The sequence below is a fragment of the Coleofasciculus sp. E2-BRE-01 genome (genome assembly GCF_040221695.1).
Taxonomy (GTDB): domain Bacteria; phylum Cyanobacteriota; class Cyanobacteriia; order Cyanobacteriales; family Coleofasciculaceae; genus Coleofasciculus.
Genome location: NZ_JAVKEA010000034.1, coordinates 1 through 23,826, shown reverse-complemented (window position 1 = coordinate 23,826; position 23,826 = coordinate 1). Strand labels below are relative to the sequence as shown.

Annotated in this window: 18 protein-coding genes; 12 read left to right on the top strand and 6 right to left on the bottom strand. The window is 47.8% G+C overall.

The window, feature by feature from the left end; translation table 11 throughout:
* Positions 1-251 precede the first annotated feature (251 nt).
* From murJ to RIG66_RS04090, 4 genes are all read left to right on the top strand, one after another.
* Positions 252-1,850, top strand: a complete 1,599-nt coding sequence (murJ, locus tag RIG66_RS04105; RefSeq protein WP_446375470.1) for a murein biosynthesis integral membrane protein MurJ — start codon at positions 252-254, stop codon at positions 1,848-1,850.
* Between the two features lie 104 nt (positions 1,851-1,954).
* On the top strand, positions 1,955-3,067 hold the full coding sequence (locus RIG66_RS04100; protein ID WP_446375468.1) for an AI-2E family transporter: 1,113 nt from the start codon (positions 1,955-1,957) through the stop codon (positions 3,065-3,067).
* 7 nt (positions 3,068-3,074) lie between these two features.
* Positions 3,075-4,757 (top strand): mechanosensitive ion channel family protein, encoded by a 1,683-nt coding sequence (locus tag RIG66_RS04095; protein WP_446375466.1) that lies wholly within the window; start codon positions 3,075-3,077, stop codon positions 4,755-4,757.
* Between the two features lie 236 nt (positions 4,758-4,993).
* Complete coding sequence (locus RIG66_RS04090) at positions 4,994-5,308, top strand: (2Fe-2S) ferredoxin domain-containing protein (protein WP_446375464.1); 315 nt, start codon at positions 4,994-4,996, stop codon at positions 5,306-5,308.
* Positions 5,309-5,391: 83 nt separating this feature from the next.
* On the opposite strand, the gene RIG66_RS04085 is transcribed toward RIG66_RS04090, so the two are convergent.
* Positions 5,392-6,078: a response regulator transcription factor gene (locus RIG66_RS04085; RefSeq protein ID WP_446375462.1), complete on the bottom strand. Its 687-nt coding sequence runs from the start codon at positions 6,076-6,078 to the stop codon at positions 5,392-5,394.
* Positions 6,079-7,079: 1,001 nt separating this feature from the next.
* On the opposite strand from RIG66_RS04085, the gene RIG66_RS04080 reads away from it, so the two are divergent.
* The gene (locus tag RIG66_RS04080; protein ID WP_446375460.1) at positions 7,080-11,957 is read left to right on the top strand and encodes a beta strand repeat-containing protein; all 4,878 of its coding nucleotides are present in this window, start codon (positions 7,080-7,082) and stop codon (positions 11,955-11,957) included.
* A gap of 50 nt (positions 11,958-12,007) precedes the next feature.
* Positions 12,008-12,544: a CPBP family glutamic-type intramembrane protease gene (locus RIG66_RS04075; protein ID WP_446375458.1), complete on the top strand. Its 537-nt coding sequence runs from the start codon at positions 12,008-12,010 to the stop codon at positions 12,542-12,544.
* Positions 12,545-12,767: 223 nt separating this feature from the next.
* Here the strand turns inward: RIG66_RS04075 and RIG66_RS04070 are convergent, their stop codons facing one another.
* Positions 12,768-12,938 (bottom strand): hypothetical protein, encoded by a 171-nt coding sequence (locus RIG66_RS04070; protein ID WP_446375456.1) that lies wholly within the window; start codon positions 12,936-12,938, stop codon positions 12,768-12,770.
* A gap of 22 nt (positions 12,939-12,960) precedes the next feature.
* On the opposite strand from RIG66_RS04070, the gene RIG66_RS04065 reads away from it, so the two are divergent.
* Positions 12,961-13,758 (top strand): HAD family hydrolase, encoded by a 798-nt coding sequence (locus RIG66_RS04065; RefSeq protein WP_446375454.1) that lies wholly within the window; start codon positions 12,961-12,963, stop codon positions 13,756-13,758.
* 105 nt (positions 13,759-13,863) lie between these two features.
* Positions 13,864-14,481: a type I restriction endonuclease subunit R gene (locus RIG66_RS04060; RefSeq protein ID WP_446375452.1), complete on the top strand. Its 618-nt coding sequence runs from the start codon at positions 13,864-13,866 to the stop codon at positions 14,479-14,481.
* A 36-nt stretch (positions 14,482-14,517) separates the two neighbouring features.
* Here the strand turns inward: RIG66_RS04060 and mreD are convergent, their stop codons facing one another.
* From mreD to RIG66_RS04045, 3 genes are all read right to left on the bottom strand, one after another.
* Entirely contained in the window at positions 14,518-15,063 is a 546-nt protein-coding gene (gene mreD / locus RIG66_RS04055) for a rod shape-determining protein MreD (protein ID WP_446375486.1), read from the bottom strand.
* Positions 15,064-15,331: 268 nt separating this feature from the next.
* On the bottom strand, positions 15,332-16,087 hold the full coding sequence (gene mreC, locus RIG66_RS04050; protein WP_446375450.1) for a rod shape-determining protein MreC: 756 nt from the start codon (positions 16,085-16,087) through the stop codon (positions 15,332-15,334).
* Positions 16,088-16,201: 114 nt separating this feature from the next.
* On the bottom strand, positions 16,202-17,209 hold the full coding sequence (locus RIG66_RS04045) for a rod shape-determining protein (RefSeq protein WP_044208646.1): 1,008 nt from the start codon (positions 17,207-17,209) through the stop codon (positions 16,202-16,204).
* 346 nt (positions 17,210-17,555) lie between these two features.
* On the opposite strand from RIG66_RS04045, the gene RIG66_RS04040 reads away from it, so the two are divergent.
* Positions 17,556-17,918, top strand: coding sequence for a single-stranded DNA-binding protein (locus tag RIG66_RS04040; protein WP_446375448.1), 363 nt, complete (start codon positions 17,556-17,558; stop codon positions 17,916-17,918).
* A 3-nt stretch (positions 17,919-17,921) separates the two neighbouring features.
* Here RIG66_RS04040 and RIG66_RS04035 read toward each other — a convergent pair whose 3' ends face one another.
* Positions 17,922-18,653 carry an SIMPL domain-containing protein gene (locus RIG66_RS04035; protein ID WP_446375446.1) on the bottom strand — a complete coding sequence of 244 codons (732 nt, stop codon included), beginning with the start codon at positions 18,651-18,653 and terminating at the stop codon, positions 17,922-17,924.
* A gap of 177 nt (positions 18,654-18,830) precedes the next feature.
* On the opposite strand from RIG66_RS04035, the gene RIG66_RS04030 reads away from it, so the two are divergent.
* The 3 genes from RIG66_RS04030 (at position 18,831) to murI (ending at position 23,502) form a co-directional block, all read left to right on the top strand.
* A complete protein-coding gene (locus RIG66_RS04030) occupies positions 18,831-20,294 on the top strand; it encodes a cation:proton antiporter (protein ID WP_446375444.1) in 1,464 nt (487 codons plus the stop codon).
* A 369-nt stretch (positions 20,295-20,663) separates the two neighbouring features.
* Positions 20,664-22,547, top strand: coding sequence for an N-acetylmuramoyl-L-alanine amidase (locus RIG66_RS04025; protein ID WP_446375442.1), 1,884 nt, complete (start codon positions 20,664-20,666; stop codon positions 22,545-22,547).
* A gap of 91 nt (positions 22,548-22,638) precedes the next feature.
* Positions 22,639-23,502 carry a glutamate racemase gene (gene murI, locus RIG66_RS04020; protein ID WP_446375440.1) on the top strand — a complete coding sequence of 288 codons (864 nt, stop codon included), beginning with the start codon at positions 22,639-22,641 and terminating at the stop codon, positions 23,500-23,502.
* Positions 23,503-23,826: the final 324 nt, after the last annotated feature.

The following is a 23,826-nucleotide window of genomic DNA, read 5'->3' as shown; positions in this document are numbered from 1 at the left end:
TTAATTGATGAATACAGTTTGGTTACCTTGTACTTGATGGTTTTACCTTGTGGTGGTTAAGAGCAACAAGCGATAATATTAATGTTTCAAGGTTTATAACTCTTGCCCATCCTACATGAAATCGACAATAGAGGCAACTTGGTGCTTACGGTTGCCTGAAGTTGTCTATACTATAAACGGTTTGCAAGACCTAACTGATAACCATTGGTTAGGCTAAAGCCCTTACTACGAACTACGAACGACAAACTTTTGTGTCTGACAAGTCTAAACCGTCTCGTTCTCTTGCCGGAATTGCCTCGATTGTGGCAATTGCCACCCTGATTAGTAAAATTTTTGGCTTAGTCCGTGAACAAGCGATCGCGGCGGCGTTTGGTGTGGGTCCGGTGGTGAATGCTTATGCCTACGCCTACGTGATTCCAGGCTTTCTGCTGATCTTACTCGGTGGGATTAATGGACCCTTTCACAGCGCCTTGGTGAGTGTGTTGGCAAAACGGGATAAGTCGGAAGCCGCCCCCCTGGTGGAAACGGTGACGACGTTGGTGAGTGGGATATTATTGCTGGTGACGATTATCCTAATTCTATTTGCGCCCACCTTTATCGATATCCTCGCCCCTGGATTAGAGGAACCCGCGCGATCGCTTGCGGTGCAACAGTTGCAAATTATGGCACCGTTGGCGGTTCTAGCGGGGTTGATTGGCATTGGTTTCGGAACGCTGAATGCTTCAGATCAATATTGGTTACCCAGTGTTAGCCCGTTATTTTCTAGCTTGGCGGTGATTGCGGGGTTGGGGATATTGACTGTCTATTCTAGCGGACAAGTGAATACCCCGGAGTATATCCGCTTGGGTAGTATTGTGTTAGCGGTAGGTACTCTCGCGGGGGCGATTTGGCAGTGGGTGATGCAACTGATTGCCCAGTGGCGATCGGGGATGGGGCGGTTACGGTTGCGGTTTAATTGGCAGCTTCCAGGGGTGAAGCAGGTGATGCGGGTGATGGCACCAGCGACGCTATCCTCTGGGATGTTACATATTAATGTTTATACAGATCTGTTTTTCGCTTCATTTATCCCCAATGCGGCGGCGGCGATGCGCTATTCCAATTTTATTGTGCTGACGCCTCTGGGAATTATCTCCAATATGATATTGGTGCCGATGCTGCCTGTGTTTTCTCGGTTAGCGGCACCAGAGAATTGGGTGGAGTTGAAGGTGCGAATTCGTCAGGGATTACTGCTTACGGCGTTGACGATGTTACCGCTGACGGCTATTTTTATCTCCCTATCCGTGCCGATTGTTCGGGTAATTTATGAACGCTATGCCTTTGGTGCGGAGGCTTCTCAGATTGTCGCCCCGGTATTGATGGCGTATGGATTGGGGATGTTCTTTTATTTAGCACGGGATGTTTTGGTGCGGGTATTTTATGCGTTGGGGGATGGGGAGACGCCATTTCGGATTAGTATTGCCAATATCTTTATTAATGCCCTGCTGGATTATTTGTTGGTGAATGCCTTTGCCACACCGGGTTTAGTTTTTGCCACGATTGGCGTCAATATTATTTCGATGAGTTGGCTGTTGTGGGTGTTAAATCGGCGGCTACATGGTTTACCGTTAGGGGAATGGGGGATAGCGCTGATGGGGTTGGCGGGGAGTAGTTTTGTGGCGGGATTGGGCAGTTGGGGGGTGAGTTGGGGCTGGCAAAAGGTTGTGGGGAGTGAGAATTTACTGCTGCAAGTCTTACAACTGAGTTTGGCAATGTCGGTGGCGTTGGGGATTTTTGCGGTTTTGGTTGCTCGGTTGAAGTTACCGGAAGTGGATATTTTGGTGAGTCGTTTGCGTCAAAAGTTGGGGAAATGAACAGCCCAGGTTTTATTATTATTGGAGGATGTAGCCACGGTGAATCAGCTTTAACATTATTATATTTAGTGTTTGTCAACAGTCTTTTAAGCTGAACCGTTGCCATGTCTGAACGGCGGATTGCGATTTCCATTCAAAATATCCTGCTCATTACTGCTACCGTTTTGCTGCTACTGCTGCTGTGGCAACTCAGCAGTCTGTTGGTGATCCTGATGATTGCGGTAGTTCTCGCCGCCACCTTAGCCCCGATCATCAATAGCGCCCAACAGTTGGGAATTCCTCGCTGGTTAGCTGTTCTCCTGGTCTATTTAGGCTTACTGACCATTTTAGTTGGAGTCGGGGTGTTAATTGGACCAACCGTGGCACAGCAAATCCAGCGCCTGTTTCGCCGACTCCCTGACTATCTAGAAGTGTTAGAATCCTTAATCGACCGTTTGGCAGTGCGCCTGGGTATTAGCGAACCCATCATTAGCCAAATTTTTGATACCCAAACCCTCACCAATTGGGCAATTCGTTCCAGTCAACAACTCGTTGTCCGATCGTATGGGGTAACGCGGGGGTTTCTGGGTGGTATTCTCAGTGTGATTCTAGCGTTATTTCTATCGGGCTATATGCTATCCGGTGCGGAACGCTTAATTAAAGGGATTGTGAGTTTATTCCCGAAACCCTGGGATGATCGCTTGGCGGCGCAGGTTAAGCCAGTGAGTCGGCGCATGGGTAATTATATCCAGGGACGAGTGTTAGTTTCCGGGATTTTAGGAGTTGCAATTACCATTGGTTTAAAAGTTTTGGGGATTACTGAATTTGCTTTAGGTTTAGGTGTGATTGCCGGGGGAACCAATCTGATTCCTTTTTTTGGTCCCGTGTTGGGGGCGATTCCGGCGTTGATTGTGGCAATTGCCCAAGGAGGGTGGACGTTTTTATGGGTATTTCTCTTGTTTGTGATTATTCAAAATGTGGAAACTTATGTGCTTGATCCCCTTTTAGTCGGTTCTTCGGTAAGAGTTCATCCCTTGTATCAATTGTTGGCGGTGGTTGGTGGCGCACAGGTGTTGGGAATTATTGGGGCGTTAATTGTTCCTCCTTGGATAGCCGGGGCGTCTGTTTTGTTAGAGAATCTCTACCTGCAACCCAAACGACAGGCGGAACAGCAAGCCGCCGCACTATCACCACCATCTAGGGAAGAAACTCAAAGCACTCTATCGATGAAAGGTTAACATTAATATGAAGTTCGTTTCTTTTGTCCGGGTGCGGATTGTCCGGACGCTAGTTGTGGCATTTATGGTTGGTTGTTTACTCGCCGTTTTGCCCAGTTTAGCTCAAAATACTTTCAATCCAACTAATTCCATTCAAACTAATTCTGTCGCACCGATTATGCTGGATGGGCGTAAGATTTTTGAAGTAACTCCATCTGAACAATACAGCGCCCAAGAACGAGCTGAGTATGTGAATCAAGTTCTCCAAGAACTGGTGGAAACGGCGGAAAGTCCTATAAGTGTTGAACTCACTTCTAAAGATAAAATACCCGTAATTGAGATTGATGGGCAGCATTTGGTTTCTGTAACGTCAGACGATACACCAGAAGGAAGAAGTCCTCAAGAACAGGCAGAATTTTGGCAAAAAAAACTGCAAACGGTTATTCAAAAGGCACAATATGAGCGCACACCAATCTATTTGATTCAAGCTACCCTGCTCTCAATGGGTTGCGTATTACTGGCGATCGCATTGAGTTGGCTACTCGGTAAGCTTTGGTCTGATTGGCTGAAACCTCAGTTGGATAAAGAGGCGGCGGAGTCAGCCCCCCTAGAGGGAACGAAACAGGCGAACAGCCCCAAGTTCGCCGGACAAGTTCTCCTGACACTTATCCGGTGTGCTATCTGGGTGTATGCACTGATTTATATCACCACCCAGTTTCGCCAAACCCGAGAATTAAGTCGCATCGTTACCGATACGATAATTGCCAGCTTAACCTCAGATATGATTCCCTTAGGAGATAACTCCTATTCGGTGTTGAATCTATTAATCCTGATCAGCTTATTTGTCGGGTTGATCATCCTGGCAAAGGTGATCAAACAAGGGTTGCGATCGCGGATTTTACGGTTCACGGGTTTGAGTCGTGCGGCACAGGAAACCATTGCGATTATTTTCAATTATGCCTTTATTTTTATCAGCAGCCTTGTCTTACTCCAGTTATGGGGGTTAGATATTAGTTCCCTCACGGTATTTGCGGGTGTGTTGGGGGTGGGTATTGGCTTGGGATTGCAGGGAATTGCCAAGGAGTTTATTAGCGGCTTGGTTTTAATCTTTGAACGTCCTATTCAAGTTGGCGATTTCGTCGATGTGGGCGGATTGATGGGAACGGTGGAATATATTAGTGTTCGCAGTACCGAGATTAAAACATTGGATGATATTTCGATTATTATTCCTAATTCCAGATTTTTGGAATCGGAGGTGATTAACTGGTCGCATCACAGTGCAGTATCCCGATTAAAGATACCTGTGGGCGTGGCGTATGGCTCAAACCTAAAGACGGTTAGGTCGGCTTTGATTGATGCGGCAAAAGAACATAGTGATGTTCTACCTCAGCCCATACCCAGAGTATTTTTTAAGGGATTTGGTGATAGTTCTCTCGATTTTGATTTATTGGTTTGGATTAGTGAACCCCGCAAGCAGTTCCAAATTAAGAGTGACCTTTATTTTCGGATTGAGGTCATTCTCCGCCATCGAGATGTGGAAATTCCTTTCCCACAACGGGATCTTCATGTGCGTTCGGGAAATTTACCGATCGATATTTCTCCGCAGTTAGTCGAATCATTAGCACAACTATCCCAGAGTTTGGCGAAGTGGCTCGATCAACAATCCACGGTTAGTCCGCCGCCGGATGGTAATGGTCATGGTAAACATTAATTGTCTAAAAAAAATCTGGATACATTTTGATTACAGCTACCTATCCCAGTAAGCTTTAGCTTACTTGAGCTTTCAGCCGGAAATTTATTTCCCGGCTATACTTGTATAGCAACCGCCACAACGGTTAGGACACTAAACGTGCATCGACGCAATAAGCGGCATTCATCTGATGTCCTTATGACTCTGGCGACTGCTATAAAATAAAAAAGAACAGGTAAAACTCAATTTAATCATCCGTGGCAACTGACTCTCAAAATCATACACCCAAGCAAGTTCTAGTTTGTCAACATCGTTCCTGTCAAGCCGAAGGTTCAGCCGATGTCTTGGCGGCGTTTGAGGAAGCGGCTGAGGAGACAGACTTTAAGATCAAAGGGACAGATTGCCAAGGACAATGTAGTTGTGGTCCAACGGTGCGAGTTGTACCGGAAGAAACCTGGTACTATCGAGTTCAACCCAGTGATGTCCGCCGGATTGTGGAACAACACCTGAAAGAAGGGAAGCCAGTTGATGAAAAACTGAATCCGAGGATTCATCTACGGTTTGGCTTTTGATGATGATTCGCGCAACACATAACCGACTCCCCGAACTGTTTGCACTAAGGGCTTGGAGACCAAGCCCCTACGGGTTGGCTGGGTTAATTTGATGATGATTCGCGCAACACATAACCAACCCCCCGCACCGTTTGCACCAATCGTTTTTCCCCATTGGCTTCCAGTTTCAGGCGCAGATAGCGCACATAGACCTCAATAATATTGGAATCTCCCATGAAATCATATCCCCAGACTCGTTCCAGGATTTGGTCACGGGTGAGAACCTGGCGAGGATGGGAAAGGAGATAATCGAGTAAATCAAATTCCTTCGCCGTCAATTCAATTAAGCGATCGCCCCGATAGACTTCACGGGTAGAATGGTTTAAGCTTAAGTCAGCAAATTGTAGGGTATCTGGGTCTTCCTCCTGATTCCGTCGCAGATGCGCTCTAACTCTGGCTAACAACTCCTCCACACTAAACGGTTTCACCACATAGTCATCCGCACCCGCATCCAATCCCGCCACGCGATCGCTCACTTCATCCTTCGCGGTTAATAATATAATTGGCACCTTATCCCCGGTACTCCGCAGACGGCGACAAATCTCTAACCCCGATACTCCCGGTAGCATCCAGTCGAGAATCAGCAAATCCGGCTGCGATTCCCGCGCTGTCGCTAAACCCGCAAACCCATCCAGCGCTACGCTGACTTGATATCCTTCATATTGCAGTTCCAATTCGATAAACTTAGCGAGTTTTGCCTCATCTTCCACAACTAAGATATGATGCGTCATTGGTTGGAGATTCTGAAAATACTACTATAACTAGGGTCTGCTGAATAAGTGGTGAGGGGGAGCGGGGGAAGCTGGGGGAGCGGGGGAAGCTGGGGGAGCGGAGGTACATTTTCCTGATAGTGGTGCAAGGGTTTTGATGAGTTTTATTCTCTTTGCTGGAAGATGAGCCAATGTCAATACTACTCAAAGTATTGATGGCTGATGGTTTTTGGGTTGTGCAGCAAACCCTAACTAGGACTTGCTGAATCAGCGTTACTAAGAAATATTAACAAGCGCCAAATGGTTACTGTTCCCTATTTCCTCATCTCAACCGTCACCTTTAATGCAAGTCTCACTACTTACAAGCTTGCAGTAATCCCTGCGATCCTATAAAGTTATCTTAATATTAAATTATGTAAATATTGCTCAAATGCTTAAGCTGTTCAGTATTTAGAAACTTATCGTGTGTTCATTGCTCACCAGCCTTCAAGAGCGTGCCATTCGTCTTAGTTTAGGTACAGTCCATCCGCACCAAACAGACTTCCGTCTAAAGGCATAGTTTTTACTATTCACAAATATTACTAAAGTTGGTTTTTTCTAACAATTCGATTCTATAGACTGAGCCTGTCATTAAAAATATTTTTGACAGAAAAGGTGACAGGGTTTAGTGAGAACCCACCAGTTCGAGCATACCCATAAAGGGATCAAGAATTAGCGGAACAATTTTGACTAACTTCGTTGGATTCTATTGGCTAGTTATCAAGATCTATAACACTTAGGCAAAGGCTCTACTTGTAGTGTCGTGGCACACCTTAATTGGTGGATTAGCATTGTAGGGGCGCATGGCGTGCGCCCGGTTTAACCCTTCGACTTCGCTCAGGCTTAAACGTCAAATCTATTCCACAATTTTAGCTGTGTCAGTCCGCCATCGTGTGTTAGGGAAGCGTAATACACCTTAACCAGTATCTCTGGTGTGGCTACGTAAGTTCTGATTGAGTAAAAATAGTGAGGACAAGTTAATAATGCGGACGGTTCGATTTATTGCACCTGTGTTGTCAGCAACTGTTGCGGCAGGGTCATGCATAGTAGGGAAGATTGACTCCACATCAGCCCAGTCAATTACTCCGGCTCCGGCTCCAGACGGCACAGGTACAGTAATTACCATGCCAGATGGACAAACTTACAATATTGAAGGCGGAACATTATCAGATGATGGCGCGAATCTATTTCAAAGTTTTGAGCAGCTTAATTTAAACGATGGCGAGGTAGCTAATTTTCTATCCAATCCTCACATTCAAAACATATTGGGTCGTGTGATCAGCACTGATCCATCTATAATTAATGGTCTAATTCGGGTAACAGGCGGCACTTCTAATCTTTTTCTCATCAATCCAGCCGGTATAGTTTTTGGTGAAAATGCTCAACTGGATGTACCAGGCGCTTTTACGGCAACAACCGCCGATCGCATCGGTTTTGGCGATAACTGGTTCAACGCCATTGGAGAGAATAACTATACCACCTTGGTGGGGAATCCTACCCAATTTGCGTTCACCGTAGCAAATCCTGGCAGTATCGTTAACGTCGGGGATTTGGCGGTTACAGAAGGAAACAATTTATCCCTAATTGCAAACAACGTCGTCAACACCGGAACATTGACAGCACCGGATGGTAATATCACCATTGCGGCGGTTCCTGGCACCAATCGAGTGCGGGTGAGTCAGAAAGGGATGATTCTCAGTTTGGAAGTGACGAATCCCGGCGATGGCACCGCCACGATTGATCCGGCTAGCCTGCCAGAATTGCTGACTGGCGATGGTTCTAATGTCACGGGTGATAGCATTGACGTTAACTCTGAGGGGTCAGCCTACTTAACAGAATCTGGAACAACAATACCAAACGGCTCAGGAGTTGCCATCTCATCAGGCAACCTTGATGCCTCTAGCTCTGAAATCGGTGGTAGCGTGAGCGTACTTGGCGATCGCGTCGGTGTGATTAGTGCCGATATCGATGCATCTGGAACCACTGGCGGCGGTGAAGTTTACATTGGTGGCGATTATCAGGGCGGTGGTACTCTACCAACTGCATCCCGTACCTACGTCAGTGCTGACTCCACAATCAAAGCTGATGCGATCGCCAACGGTTATGGGGGTCTAGTCATTGTCTGGGGAGACATAATTACAGGCTTCTACGGCAATATCAGTGCCCAAGGCGGAGAAACGGCGGGTGATGGTGGCTTTGTGGAAGTCTCTGGTAAAGACACCCTGATTTATGAAGGCAATGTCAATACATCCGCCCCCAATGGTGAGTATGGCACCCTACTCCTCGATCCCAAAAATATTGCCGTCGTGGGAGGTACTGACGATGGCACTGACGATGCTGATTTAGAGAACGCCTTAGGACCCGATCCTGATGCTGCTTCAGCGGAAGTTCTTGCCAGTGAACCGCCGACTGGTGGCACGTTTACTATCTACGAGTCAGAATTAGAGGGTATGTCAGGCGACACCAATATTACTCTGCAAGCCACGAACAACATCTCCATCAACGACTTGCCTGACGATGAACTACTCTTTGCTCCGGGTAGTGGCAGCCTCACCTTTACGGCGGATGCTGACGATGATGGCGCAGGCTCCTTCATTATGAACGATTCTGCCGATGTTATCCGCGCTGAAGGTCGCAACGTCGATATTTCCGGTGCAGCTATTACGGTAGCGGGTATTGATACCTCTTCCGACGATGAGGCGGGAAATATTAGCCTCACCTCCTCCGGTGGAGACATTAAAGTTAATCAGGGCTTGAATGCCAATTCAGTCGATGCTGAAGGGGGAGCTATCAGCCTGGATGTCACCCAGGGGTTAGGAGCGATCAATATCAGCAGCAGCGGTGTTACCGTCTCCTCCACCTCGGAAAATGGTCAAGGGGGTAATATTACTTTCAACACCGCTGGTGGCAACATCACCACCTTAGATGTGCAAACCTTCACCAATGGTGACGATACGGCTGGCGATATCGACTTCAATATTGCCTCCAACCCCGAAGGTACGGGTCAAATTGACACCAGCAGCGGCGCGATTGATGCGAGTTCTGCCACAGGTGAGGGCGGTAACGTGTTCTTCACGACAGCGGCAGGTAATATTGATACCGCCAACGTTGACACCAGTTCCGGTGGAAGTGCCAATGCTGGAGAAATTAAGCTCACCATTGATGGGGGTATTGGCTCAATTGATACCACCAATGGCACTCTGACAACTACCTCAGCAGGTGGCGATGGGGGTGAGGTGAAGCTAGCCACTAATGAAGGTAACATCAGCTCTAGCAATATTAACAGTTCAAGTGACGGAGGAGCAGCGGGTGAAGTTACCTTAAATGTGGCAGCGGGTACAGGCTCCATTAATAATACCACTGGAACCATTGACGCGATCGCTGCTGTTGGTGAAGGGGGTAATGTAGAAATGCGTACCTTCCAAGGTAATATTTCTGCTGCCAATGTGAATACCTTTTCTGAAGATGTAGACGGAGTGGGTGGACAAATTGAACTTAATGTTCAAGATATCGAAGGCTCCATCGACACCACCGCCGGAACGCTTACCTCAGGAACCACCGTTGCTGATGGTGGCAAGATTGAGCTAACGACTGTAGACGGTAACATCCAGACGGCTGATCTCAATTCCAGCGCCATTGAAGCTGGCAACAGCGGTAACATTATCCTAGAGGCTGGTGGCGGTGGTGACGTAGATACGACCAATGGATTGGTTAATTCTACGGCAGTTAATGGTAATGGCGGCACGGTCAATATTGATACCGATGACGGGGGTATTCAGACTGCCAATATCGATACCAGCACCAGTGGTACAGGTACAGCGGGTGCGATTAATATGTCAGTTGCCGGATCACCCGGTTTAATCAACGCCACCAGCGGCACTTTAGATGCGAGTTCCAGCGACGGCGATGGGGGCAATGTCACCCTATCCACTGGAGGCGGTAATATTAACACCGCTGATATTGATACCCGTTCAGGTGCAGACGGTGCAGCCGGGGCAATTGATATGGATATAGCCGCCAATCCAGAAGTTACCGGAGCCATTGACACCTCCGGAGGCAGCTTAACCGCTACCTCAGAAAGCGGTAGTGGGGGTGACGTTACCCTAACAACGGCTGAAGGTGGTATCGACACGGCAAACGTCTTCTCCCGTACCAATGTCGATGGCGCTGCTGGTAACATTACGCTCAATATTGAAGGGAGTACCGGATCAATTGATACGACGAATGGCACTCTAGATGCGACGTCGGCAGGTGGCGATGGCGGTACGGTGGATCTGGATGTTTTTGATGGCAGTATCGCCACAAGTAACATTCGCTCTTTTTCTGAAGAGGCTGGTTTTGTCGGCGGTAATATTACCCTTGATGTCAACGGCGATGGTGGCGCGATTGACGTTACCAATGGCACATTGACCTCGGGTTCGACGGCGGCGAATGGCGGAAACATTACCCTCTCAACCACGCCGACGACGACGAATGGCAATATTCAGGTGGCAAATGTGAACTCGAGTTCCCTCGAAAGTGGTGATGCTGGCACAATTACCCTGAAAGCGGGTGAAGTTGGCGGGATTGACACAACGGCTGGCACACTCATTTCAACAGCGGTTGATGGCAATGGTGGCACGGTAAATGTGACCACAACCGAAGGCGATATCCAAATTGATGATATTGACTCCAGTGCCAGTGGTAGCGGTAATGGCGGCAATATGGATATTACGGTTGAGCAAGCACTCGGTCAGATTACCGTTAGCGGTACACTCGACGCCAGCGCGGCGAATGGTGATGGTGGTGCGGTTTCCCTGGAAACTGATGAGGGCAACATTGACACCGCTGATGTCAATACCTCCTCGAATGGGTCAGGGGATGGTGGTAACATTACTGCCACAATCAATAATGGTCTCGGCTCGATTGACACCACCAGTGGGGCATACAACTCCACCTCAGCCGGGGGGAACGGTGGCGATATCAATCTCAGCACCAATCAAGGCGGCATTAGCACAAGTAACCTCAGTTCCTTCTCTGAATCAGATGGCACGATTGGTGGCAATATTGATCTGAGTATAAGCGGGCAGGAAGGTTCGATCAACACTACTACTGGAACCATCGAGTCGGGCACCAGCTTAGGTGCAGGAGGCGACATTACCATGTCTACCATTGATGGCAATATCAGCACGGCTAGCTTACTTTCTAACTCCACCGGACCTGAAATCGGCGGTACTATTAGCCTAAGTATTAGCGAAGCTTTTGGGGATATTGACACCAGCAATGGCATCATTGATGCGAGTTCGGATTCAGTTGATGGTGGTGATGTGTCGCTTTCGGTGGCTGATGGAAATATTACCACCAGCAGCATCATTGCTCGTTCAGAAGGAGCAGGTATCGGCGGAGATGTTTCCGTCAGTGGTAATGAGCCAACTAAAATCGATACGACAAACGCTGCACCGGATGGAAGTGCTTCTATGATTGATGTGAGTTCTGCCACGGGAATAGGGGGTAATGTGAAACTATCAGCGGGCTTTGTGGTGGTTAGTAGCACAGATGCCACGGGTAGCGTCAGTGGTGGCAACATTACCTATTTTGGTGATGAAGTAGACATTGCTGATGGCAGCGAAATTGAGAGTAATGGTGGCATTCTCCAGTTTGGTACATTTACTCTGGCTCAAGATATTGTTGTGGGAGCAACCTCTAACCAGGGTGGCAGTTTCTTAGATATCATTGATGCGGAGATTGACTTCATCGTTGATGGCTTCAGTGAGATTGAAATTGGTCGTGCAGATGGTACTGGTACAATCTATGTCGTCAGTCCCAATTTTCCCGATCCGGTTATCTACCTACAGCAAACTGAAGACGGATTACCTGAGTAGATCAGTGTGAATAATTGGGTTAATTTCGCCTAAGTACGGGAGCAGCCGAGATGAATTTTAGGGACAGAATTTACCACAAAGTCATCTCGGCTCTACTCACTGTACCGACTCTGGAGAGTTGGCTGGTGACGGTTTTTCTGTTATTGGTTATTGCTTTAACCTGTTTACCCATAGGATTTTATTCTGGGCTTTTAGACGTTAGAATTTTGCATTTATCTTTTCTAGGCATTGTCAAGATTTTAGTGAGTCGTTTCTTTTTTCCCTGTTTTGCCGAAGAGCTGCTATTTCGCGTACTACCACTTCCCAGCAAAACCAGTAATATTCCAATAAAAAGCCAATTAATTATGGCTTTTATAAGCATAGTTGTTTATGTTGTGGCTCATCCTATATTTGCTTTTTTAGTTTACCAAAAAGCATTCGGAGTTTTCACGAATCCAGGTTTTCTGTTGTCAACGCTAATTTTAGGAATCACGTTGACGATTTCCTACTGGCACTCTCGCTCAATCTGGTCCCCCATTGTAATTCATTGGATTGTTGTTATTGTTTGGCTACTTATATTCGATGGATATTCAAAATTAGATTTGTAGTTGTCATAATAGTAACGCTCTATCGCTCTTGTGTCACTTTCGGAAGAGCGAAGGCTGAAACCCTGACACTGAGGGAATTGGACAATTTGCCTCTAAGACATGAGTTTCTATCAGTTTCTGATCGCCCAAATGCTTAACAGCAAAGGCTTCCAGCAATCAGCTTTGATAGTTCTTTTCCCAGAGTGACAATAGAGCGATAAGGTGCGATCACGCTACTCGTTAGTTAACGGATTGTAAAATAAGAGCGATCGCTAGTTGGTGGAGTCAGTGAGAGGCGACGATAGGGGTTTTTGAGGCGTTGGAACGTGAGGATAAAGAAGCTGAGGAATATTCCTCCACGAACGATTAAAACCTGTATCGAAACTGCTAAGATGTAAAAAACTGTTTCTTTCAAAAGCTGAATTGAGTAACATTTTATGAGTGGTGTGGCTGCCTACGACTGGCAATCACCGCCGTGCGATCGCTCCCACAGAACTAATCCTTCTGTAGCGCCACTGACGGTTTTCTGCGACTTCGATGGACCGATTGTCGATGTCTCTAAGCGCTATTACACCACCTACAAGCTAGCGCTGGCGGATACTTGCTCTGCTTATCAAGCCCAAGGAATCACGTTACCGATTCAACAGCTTGAAGCCCAGCAGTTTTGGGAGATGAAACAGGATCGGGTGGCGGATGAAGACATTGCCCTGCGATCGGGTGTACAAGGGGAACAATTTGAGTTTTTCTTATCACGAGTTTTAGAAATTGTCAATCAGCCCTTACTGTTACATCTGGATAAGCTGCAACCTGGGGTGGGTTGGGCATTAGCCAGACTCCACTCTCAAGGTATCCGGCTGGTATTGGTGACGTTGCGCTGTCAGGAACAAGCGACACAAATTTTGAGAAATTACGGCTTGACTCGTCTGTTTAGTGGGATTTATGGAACTTACGACGATCAAGCCGCCTATCGAAATAATGTTGAACTCAAGCAACAACGTTTAGCACAAGCCTTAACCGAACAAGTCTGTTTTTCTCTTCAGCCGCAATCAGCATGGATGATTGGTGACACAGAGGCGGATCTCCTTGCCGCCCAAGCGGTGTCTATTCCCACTGTAGCGCTGACGTGTGGGATTCGTTCCTATAGTTATCTCCAGCAATTCCAACCCACTCACACTTGCTATGATCTGTTGACGGCGGCTGATTATCTTTTGGGAAAGATGAAGTGTGAACACTAATACCCAATTTAAATGCATGACAGCTTAGGCGATCGCACGAGGGACGTGTGATGGCAAAATTATAGATAGGTTCACTCTGATGCGTAATCATTATGGTTCAAACCATTGCTATCTCACCAGAAAACAACTCTGAAGTATTTACGAGATAATTTTAACCTTGAACGTACTAGCGAATCTGATTTTTTCCCAGAGTGGCAGGAGGAATTACCCACTTTAACCGATACAGACATACAGACATTGAACCGCATCCGCGATCGCTACTTCCATCAGCTTGATGAAGGCATGATGCTAGAAAGTGGGGTCAAGATGATGATTGTCTCTCCGCTACTAGAACTGGCGGGCTTCTATGATCCACCGTTTCGATCACGTTTTGAACCTGCTGTAGATGTTGCGATTGATACAGGTGAAGAACTCCTAAATGGTCGTATTGATGCCTTGATTGTGCAGAATCAGATATGGGTTTGGGTCTTAGAAGCAAAGCGTACCACCTTTTCCTTATCCCTCGGTATTCCCCAGGCATTAGCCTATATGCTGGCTAATCCAGACCGGACGCAGCCTACATACGGCTTACTTTGCAGTGGAGACAGTTTCATATTTCTAAAACTCCAGTCGCAACCGACTGCTGTTTATGGGCTATCCAATCATTTCAACATCTTAAATGATGGCGATTTAGCAAGAGTCCTTCAAATTTTGAGAAAGATAGGTCAAGCTGCGCTTCCCTGAACTTTAAACCTTCCAGATTTGATCACATTATTTGTTTTAAGACTGTTCTAGCAAATGCATCTGTTCCCACCAACGACTCAGGGGATAATAAACTACAGGTGCCCACAAACTACTGAGAATCGCGGAGGATAGGGCAATACGCTGGTGATCTATCCAAATTTCTGCTAACGTGCGATCGCCCATAAAACTGTACTGAATCGCCGTCACCGTCTCAGCGACAACCGCCATCCCAAATACAATTAGCGCCACGGAAATAAAATCTTCCTGAATATATCGCTGCTTCTGCATTCGAGCTGTTAAAATGCCCACCAACACTAGACTCAGGACATGAGTGGGTTCAGGGGCAGTTATCCCATCTTGAATCAAACCCAGTGTTAACCCTGCCATCGCCCCCTGAAAAGCGGTGCGTTTGATACTCCAGGCAACCACCCAAATTAACAACCAATTCGGGGCAATTCCTAGTAATTCCATACCCGGTAACCGAGTGGGTAAAGCCATCACACATACAAGGACAGAACCCGCCGTTACCATCCAATTGAGCAGTTGACGAACTTGGGGGGAAAACTGGGAAAGGTTGAAAATGTTGTTCAAGGGTTTCTTCTGGGCTATCCTAAATGAGTTTTGCCTTTTTTTGACCTCCATTTCACCGCCTAAGTATCACATCTAGGTTTTTTTGATTAACGTAGCTTGCTGCTCAAGAAAGCGAGTAAGCTGTAATGCATTTAAATTGGGTATTAGTAGCGAGCAAAATGCTCGCACTACAAGGATCTCGCAATTCTTGACATTATGGTTTAAATGCCGAACAGCTTATGACGATTCCCACGGTTTAACTCTAATTATCCCCACCTACTTATTCGGGATCAACCGTCCTTGATTGGGGATAAACAATCACCCACTCCAAGGCATCTAAAGGCGCTGTCAACTCAATGACAGCTTCGGGGGCTGGACTTTTATCCAAGTTGACTGACTCCACCCGTCCTAACGGTAATCCAGCAGGAAACAGTTTGCTCACGGGTGAAGTGGAAACCGCATCTCCCCGACGGACATCGGGTACTTTGTCAAAAAACTGCAACACCGCCCGATTTGAACCTTGTCCTCGAATAAACCCCATGCTACGGCTACGGCTAATCACCGCCCCGACTCGGCTGGTGGCGTCACTGATTAGTAGTACGCGACTTGTATTCGGCGTCACATTAACAATCTGACCCACTAAACCGCCAGGTGCCATCACAATTGAATCCACCTTAATTCCATCTCGACTCCCTCGACCCAAAGTTACATGTTGCCACCAGTGACCCGCACTACGCCCGATGATTGGGGCAAGAATTCCTTGCTGGTCTTTGGTTTTAGAATAATTCAGTAGCTCTTTGAGTTTTTGGTTTTGGCTCTCAAGTTCAATCAGACGCTGTTGTAGTTCCAGCACTTTGGCATTTGTCAGACGCTCTTCTTGTGTCGGTTCTGATTGTAAGGGGCGGGTCAATAACTGATAAGCCTCAAAGAGAGCTGCACCCTGAGTTTGGCGAACGAACCAAGCAAGGCTTAGAGTTAGTCCTCCCAGCACAACAGTGACTCCATGTTTGTCCCACCAACGACGCAATATATACATAACCTGTCCAGTATTCGTTCAGCTTCCGGCTGATGCGCCAGAGTTGCAATAGTGCAGTTGACTTCTCATGCAGCTTGTGAACCAACCAAAGTAGCTCTCTAAGAGGTTATCACCTTAGATATGGCGAGAGCGCCCACTAAATACCCGTTCTAGTTGTTTGAAGTTCTCTAGAACACGACCTGTGCCTAAAACCACACAACTTAGGGGATCAGCCGCTACATGAGTCACAATACCCGTTTCGTGACTAATCAACGTATCTAGTCCTTTTAGTAAGGCACCACCACCCGCTAACATGATGCCTCGATCAATAATATCGGCAGCGAGTTCAGGTGGTGTCCGCTCTAACGTCCGTTTTACCGCATCAACGATGACTGAAAGCGGTTCGGACATACTTTCGCGAATTTCGGGTCCCTTGATACTCACAGTTCGCGGTAAACCAGACAGCAAGTGTAAGCCGCGTACTTCCATGGAGAAATCATCGTCCTCATGAGTCGGGTAGGCTGAACCAATCTGAATTTTAATTTCTTCAGCCGTTCGCTCTCCAATCACCAGGTTATGCACTTTTTTCATGTACTGGGTGATCGATTCACTCAGTTCATCACCAGCAACCCGTACCGATTCGCTCAAAACGGTACCTTGTAAACTGAGTACCGCGACTTCCGTCGTACCACCACCGATATCGATAATCATATTACCGGTTGGCTCTGCCACTGGCAGCCCCGCACCGATGGCAGCAGCAACAGGTTCATCGATCAAGTACACATCTCTGGCACCAGCTTGAGAGGCAGCTTCCATTACTGCCCGCCGTTCCACACCGGTTACACCACTGGGAATCCCAATGACAATCCGAGGTTGAACTAAAGTGCGCCCTTCGTGAACTCGCCGGATAAAATGCTTGAGCATGAGTTCGGCGGTATCGAAGTCAGCAATCACACCATCGCGTAAAGGACGCAAGGCGACCACGTTACCTGGAGTTCTGCCCAGCATTTTTTTGGCGTCCTCTCCCACCGCTAGTGGCACTTTTTCATCTTGGTCCATGGCGACGACAGAAGGCTCCTGGAGTACGATGCCTTTGCCAGATACATATACTAAAGTATTAGCTGTACCTAAATCGATACCCATATCCCGGGATAGGGAAAAGCGACTGAAAATACCCACTTGTTTATAAGCCCCCAAGGTCGAATGTTTCTATGTATAACAAACAATGTATCTGAACTGTAACCGAGGTGGATTCTATTACGTTTTTTTGGCTGAGTCTAGTGAAGTTGATAAAGTCATCGCTATTAATCTTTGAAAACGAAGCTGAAAGTATCATTCAGACGACAAAATTGCTGATCCGGAGAAAGTCAAGGTCACAAGCGAGCGTGAATCACGGCAATTGGCGTGCCTCCAGTAGGGCTTGAGGGATTGTGGACAACGGTATAAATTCGCTAAACTAATTAGCAATCAGTACAAGGGTACTAAAAAAATGAGTCTCAATGTAGTTAATTTAGTTGGTCGGGTGGGCGCAGACCCAGATGTCAGGTATTTCGAGTCGGGCAGTGTTTTGTGTAAGTTAACATTGGCAGTGGATCGCCGTAGTCGCAACAGTGATAAGCCGGACTGGTTCAATATCGAGATTTGGGGGAAGACAGCGGAAGTGGCGGCAAATTACGTGCGGAAGGGAAGTTTGATTGGGATTCAAGGAGCGTTGAAGATTGATCCATTAACGACGCGGGATGGTCACAATTTCCACAAGCCCGTGATCCGGGCGGATCGAATGGATTTATTAGGCTCTAAACGAGATAATGATCCCAGCACAGTCGATCGCTACGACGAGACAGAGTTCTAAACGTTAGTAGCTAATTTGCAGGGTTACGGATGCCTGTACCTCTTGCTCACCACCAATAACTGGTGTCGGAGCATTTTGGGCAAAGGACTCCGCCCTGCTCATCAGCGGCATCGGTGGAGACGGTGGTGTGGCACCGTTAATTTGAATGGTAACGACATCTTGACGGGTGAGGTTCAAGGCATTTAACACCGCATCGGCTTGTTCTTGGGCATCTTGGGTGGCTTCTCGTAGCGCTTGTTTTTGAGCCGTGGCGATCGCACTTTCTGGAGCGGTAAAGCTAATCGAGTCGATGCGGGTAGCACCAGCAGCCACAGCATCATCCAAAAGGCTTCCCGCCTGTTCTGTGGGAATGCGGAAACTGACCGTGTTACTGGCAGAATACCCGATCAGGCGCTGCTGATTGTCCTCGTAGCTATAGACAGGGTTGAGTTGGATGCTGGTGGTTTGGAGTTGTTCAACATTACGCGATCGCAGCAACTCCACCACCGCCGCCGATTGACGTGCCACCTCTTGTTGCACCTGTTGCGCTGTTTTTCCTTGTACCTCAACCCCTAACTGGACTCGGGTCAAGGTTGTGGGAATTCGTTCTACGCCTTGTCCGGTTACCGTTAGCGTTCGTAACAATCGCTCCTGCGCGATCGCTGGATTTATGCATCCGAGCATCACTAAACCCAAAACCCCAGCCATCACCTGTAACTTTTTTTGGCTCAGAAAACGGGAACATAGATCTGTCATTTTATAAATTCTCCAAACACCGATAGATTAAGCCTTAACTTTGACACCATAGAGCATTATCATTTCTGGGGTTACAGTTTTTGCAACTCAGTAGTTTAATCTGTAGCCAAGCTCCCAGACGCGCCATGGCACGTCTCTACAAGCTCCCTGTTCCCTGTTCCCTGTAGAATAGAATCCATGCTTTTTTCTCAATCCGTAGCTGATGCAACTGCCTGGGTGAGTTCCCTAACTCCCCCCTTAGGTTTAAGATGGCTATCGGCACATCAATCGCTGATAGCCACAGCCAATGAAGCCTCCAGCAGCGAAGCCGAAAATAGTTCATTAATCTTCGCTGGCGTATTGCTGAGTTTAGTCGTCATTTACTTCGCCAGCAAATTAGGTGGCGAACTTTGTGCGCGGATTAACTTGCCACCTGTACTGGGGGAACTGGTTGGTGGTGTCGTTGTGGGAGTCTCAGCGCTGCATCTACTTGTTTTTCCCGAAGCCGGGGCAGATGCGGCTAGCTCAATGATTGTCAGCTTTCTGGAGCGCACAGCGGGCTTAAATCCAATGGCGGCTGAGTCGGTGTTTGAGACTCAGAGTGAGGTGATCTCAGTTTTATCCGAACTGGGGGTGGTGATTCTTCTATTTGAAATTGGACTGGAATCGGATTTGCAAGAACTGATCCGAGTCGGTCCACAAGCGGCTGTTGTCGCCATTGTTGGGGTGATTGCTCCCTTTGCCGCCGGAACCGCTGGGTTAACCTATTTGTTCGACGTTCCAGCCGTCCCAGCTATTTTTGCGGGGGCGGCGCTAACCGCTACCAGTATTGGGATTACCGCCAAAGTCTTAGCCGAAATCGGCAGTCTCAGTTCCAAAGAAGGTCAAATTATCATTGGTGCAGCGGTATTAGACGACGTGTTAGGCATCATTGTGCTAGCCGTGGTAGCGAGTTTAGCCAAAACCGGGGAAATCGCGATCGCGAATGTTATTTATCTAATCATCAGTGCGGGTGTCTTTTTAGTCGGTGCGATTTTAGTGGGGCGCTTTCTTGGTCCCTACTTTGTCGCCTTGGTGGATGAAATGAAGACAAGGGGTCAGGTATTACTCACCGCCCTGATTTTCGCCGCGATTCTGTCTTATATTGCCGCCGCGATTCAACTTGAAGCCATCTTAGGCGCATTTGCCGCTGGCTTAATTCTGGCAGAAACCGATAAACGCCGCGAATTAGAGGAACAGGTGTTACCTGTGGCGGATGTCCTCACCCCGATTTTCTTTGTGGTGGTGGGTGCCAAAACCGATTTAAGTGTCCTTAATCCAGCGGTTCCCAGCAATCGAGAAGGGTTGATTTTGGCAGTGTTCCTGATCGTGGTGGCGATTATCGGTAAGGTAGTCACAGGCTTTACCGTTTTTGGTCAACCGGGTATTAATCGTTTGGCAATTGGTGTGGGGATGATTCCCCGAGGCGAAGTGGGACTGGTTTTTGCTGGCGTCGGTTCAGCTAGTGGGGCGCTTTCCTCGGCAACTGAGGCAGCGATTATCATGATGGTGATTATAACTACCTTTGTGGCTCCTCCCTTATTACGATTAGTCTTAAAAGAACCCGAAACTGTCCCCGGATCAGAGCCAGTGGAAACCCTGTCAGAGTCTAAACCCGAATGACTTAATCATCCCCAGTTCTCCTGAAGTACAAGCAGGGGGAGCAATGTAGAGACGTGCCATGGCGCGTCTGGAAGCAGTTGGGATTGTTCATCCGAAAAGGGACTATACTATTTTTTTTGAAACTTAAATTCGTTACTCTACGTCCCTGAAAGCTGACTGTCTATAACAGCTAATCAACTCAACTTGGGTGAGTCATTGGTTTAAGCCAGGGTGGAAACCAAAGCGAGCAGTTGGACTTCGGGATATAGGGTGAACTGAACCCACTCAACCTCACTGAGTTCGGTTTTGAACTCAGCAACTGCCTCAAGTGAAAAGCCACCCACCTAAATGCTGTATGCAGCACCGAGCTTTAAGTTAGGAGCAATAATTGTGAGATTTCGCTGGCTACTGCTACTCTCCAGCTTTTTGAGTGTTTTTCTCTATACATCCGCCGCCGAAGCGCGTCAACTGCTGTTTTGGCGGTTTGACCGCGCTCAAAATCAGTTGGTCTTTACCACAGATGAGGGCGTTCAGCCGAGGGCGCAACTAATTGCGAATCCGACTCGGCTAGTCATTGATTTACCCGGAACTCGACTGGGACGCCCGACGGTAAATCAACAAGTGGGCGGCGCGATTCAAGAAATCCGAGTCGGACAATTTGAAAACCAAACCACTCGGATTGTGGTGGAATTAGCCCCAGGTTATACCCTAGACCCCCAACAGGTACAATTTAGGGGACTCTCGCCGACGCAGTGGACGGTGAATATCCCTGATCCACAACGGATATCAAGTTTACCCAGTCCGCCTCCCTCAGTCCGAACAGTTAACCCTGAGCGAAGTCGAAGGGTTCCCGATCGCCAATCTCCTCAACCGAGTTCACCCAGAACGGTGACGGTGGAAACATCGGCGACACAAGTGGATAGTTTCCAGGTGACTCGGAATGGATTTTTTATCCATACTGATGGTGGAGAACCGGATCAGATTAAGGTAAAGCGGAGTCGCGATCGCCGCCAGATTGAGATTGAGGTGGAGGGGTTAAACCTCTCCCGGAGTCTGGTTGAGCAAACATTGGATGTTAATCGCTACGGCGTTAGCCAAATCCAATTCCAAAGGCTGAAAGATTCACCCCCCTTGACTCGGATCACCTTAAATGTTGACCGAGATAGTCCCGATTGGCAGGCATTATACAGCGATGTTGGCGGGTTGGTGATTATCCCTAGAGGAACCTCAGCATCCAGTTTAGAGAGTCGTTCTAATGCTTCGGGTAATGTCCTAGTCTCTTATCCTTCGCGATCGCAAACCTCGAATCGACGAGTCAGCATTAATCAACAAGCAACAATTCAGTCGGTTGAACTGGGAAACAATCAGACTCAACTGTTGATTGAAGCCGATCGCAATATCCAAGCCACCAGTCGTTGGGACGCCAATGAGAGGGCGTACCGGATTACGATCCCCAATGCCCAATTAACCGATCAGGTTAAAGGACCTCAACTGAGTAGCAATAGTCCTTTATCACGGGTATTGCTGCGCCAGCAAGACTCTAACACTGTAGTAATTTTGGTGCAGCCAAGTTCGGGAACTCAGATTGGTAGCCTCAATCAAATTAGCGATCGCTTATTGGCGCTACCCATACAAACCCGACGCGCCACAGTACCGCCCCGTGAATCGATTCCGGTACCGCCGCCAAGTCCATCCCCCACATCCCCAACCTCATTTCCCACGGTTCCCAACAGTCGAATTGTGGTGATGGTTGATCCGGGACATGGGGGTAAAGATCCCGGCGCTGTTGGCATTGGCGGATTACGGGAAAAGGATGTTATTTTACCCATTGCCCAAGAAGTGGCAGCCTTATTAGAAAAACAGGGTGTGCAAGCCGTATTAACCCGCAATAGCGATTATTTCGTTGATTTAGCGCCCCGTGTGACCATGGCGGAGCGAGTCAATGCTAATCTATTTGTCAGCATTCATGCGAATGCCATCAGTCTCAGCCGCCCAGATGTCAATGGATTGGAAACTTATTATTTCTCCAGTGGGCAACGCCTTGCCCAGACGATTCACAATAACATTTTACAGACGGTTCCGGTACAGAATCGGGGGGTGCGACGCGCCCGGTTTTATGTGCTGAGAAAAACCTCAATGCCAGCAGTTTTGGTGGAAGTGGGGTTTGTCACCGGTCGAGATGATTCGGCAAAATTAAACAATTCAACTCACCGTAGTCAACTAGCACAGGCGATCGCTCGTGGTATCCTTCAGTACATTCAGCAGAATTTTTAACACGAGTGTTATCGGGGTTTTTAATCATCCCCTTTACTGAGTGGGAAAATTCTTTGACGAATGACAAATGACGAATGACAAATGACGACGAATGACAAATGACCCGATTTTGACCTTAAGGGGAGAAGCACAACACCGTCGTATTGGCGTATTCGATAGTGGTGTTGGCGGACTTACGGTTCTCAGGGAACTCTACCGACAACTTCCCCATGAATCGATTCTTTACTTTGCCGATACCGCCCGACTCCCCTATGGCACCCGTTCCGCCAGGGAAATCGTCCAGTTTGGGCGCGAGATTCTCACTTGGATGGTTGAGCAAGATGTGAAAATGGTGGTTCTGGCGTGTAACACCAGTGACGCCTTAGCCCTAGACACGTTACGCCGTGAGTTTCAACTGCCGATTCTGGGATTAATTTTGCCCGGTTCTCGTGCAGCCGTTCAAGTCGGGCGTCGGATTGGCGTGATTGCTACCCCCGCGACGGCGGCGAGTAATGCCTATCGACGCGCTTTGTTAGAAGTGGAATCCACGGTTCAAGTTTGGCAAGTCAGTTGTCCAGAGTTTGTCCCTTTAGTGGAACAGAATCGGTTATATGAACCCTATACCTCGGAAGTGGCGTCCCAGTATTTGATGCCCTTACTCCAGCAGCGAATTGATACGTTGATTTATGGGTGTACTCATTATCCGTTGTTAGCGCCTGTATTGCGACAAATTTTACCCGCATCTGTACAATTAATTGATCCGGCTGAACATGTGGTGGCGGCGGCGGCGCAAGAACTGGATTTAATGGGATTAAAAAATAGTTCACCACCCCTACCGACGCGATTTTGTGTCAGTGGTTGTCCGCAGCAGTTTGCTAAGTTATCGGTACAGTGGTTGGGGTGTACCCCAGTTGTGGAAAAAACCTATTTGCCAGATGTATCGCCTGTCTCTATGTCTGTTGAAGCGGTGGAATAAATCAGTGTGGCGTGGCACACCTTATTTGGTGGATTAGAATTGTAGGGGCGCATGGCGTGCGCCCAATTTCACCGCCAAATCTATCCCACCATTTTAGCTGTGTCAGTCCAGTAGTGGCGTGCGTGGCACACTTTATTTGATCAATTAACCATTAGCCGCGAAACCGTAGGGGCGCATGGCGTGCCATGGGTGTCAACTTAAGCCACATTACCCACGATAGGATACTGGGTGTGGGGTATGGGGTGTGGGGTGTGGGGGAAAGCGAGCAATTTTGGGGAGCTATGTATTAAACGGAACCTGTTTGAAAAAAACATTGTGGATGAA

Excerpts from the sequence above, each read along its gene's own strand:
- RIG66_RS04045 (WP_044208646.1), bottom strand. The coding sequence starts at position 17,209 with ATGGGTATCGATTTAGGTACAGCTAATACTTTAGTATATGTATCTGGC.
- RIG66_RS04030 (WP_446375444.1), top strand. The coding sequence starts at position 18,831 with ATGCTTTTTTCTCAATCCGTAGCTGATGCAACTGCCTGGGTGAGTTCC.
- RIG66_RS04085 (WP_446375462.1), bottom strand. The coding sequence starts at position 6,078 with ATGACGCATCATATCTTAGTTGTGGAAGATGAGGCAAAACTCGCTAAG.
- RIG66_RS04100 (WP_446375468.1), top strand. The coding sequence starts at position 1,955 with ATGTCTGAACGGCGGATTGCGATTTCCATTCAAAATATCCTGCTCATT.
- mreC (WP_446375450.1), bottom strand. The coding sequence starts at position 16,087 with ATGTATATATTGCGTCGTTGGTGGGACAAACATGGAGTCACTGTTGTG.
- RIG66_RS04065 (WP_446375454.1), top strand. The coding sequence starts at position 12,961 with ATGAGTGGTGTGGCTGCCTACGACTGGCAATCACCGCCGTGCGATCGC.
- RIG66_RS04040 (WP_446375448.1), top strand. The coding sequence starts at position 17,556 with ATGAGTCTCAATGTAGTTAATTTAGTTGGTCGGGTGGGCGCAGACCCA.
- RIG66_RS04080 (WP_446375460.1), top strand. The coding sequence starts at position 7,080 with ATGCGGACGGTTCGATTTATTGCACCTGTGTTGTCAGCAACTGTTGCG.
- RIG66_RS04095 (WP_446375466.1), top strand. The coding sequence starts at position 3,075 with ATGAAGTTCGTTTCTTTTGTCCGGGTGCGGATTGTCCGGACGCTAGTT.
- RIG66_RS04075 (WP_446375458.1), top strand. The coding sequence starts at position 12,008 with ATGAATTTTAGGGACAGAATTTACCACAAAGTCATCTCGGCTCTACTC.
- RIG66_RS04035 (WP_446375446.1), bottom strand. The coding sequence starts at position 18,653 with ATGACAGATCTATGTTCCCGTTTTCTGAGCCAAAAAAAGTTACAGGTG.
- murI (WP_446375440.1), top strand. The coding sequence starts at position 22,639 with ATGACAAATGACCCGATTTTGACCTTAAGGGGAGAAGCACAACACCGT.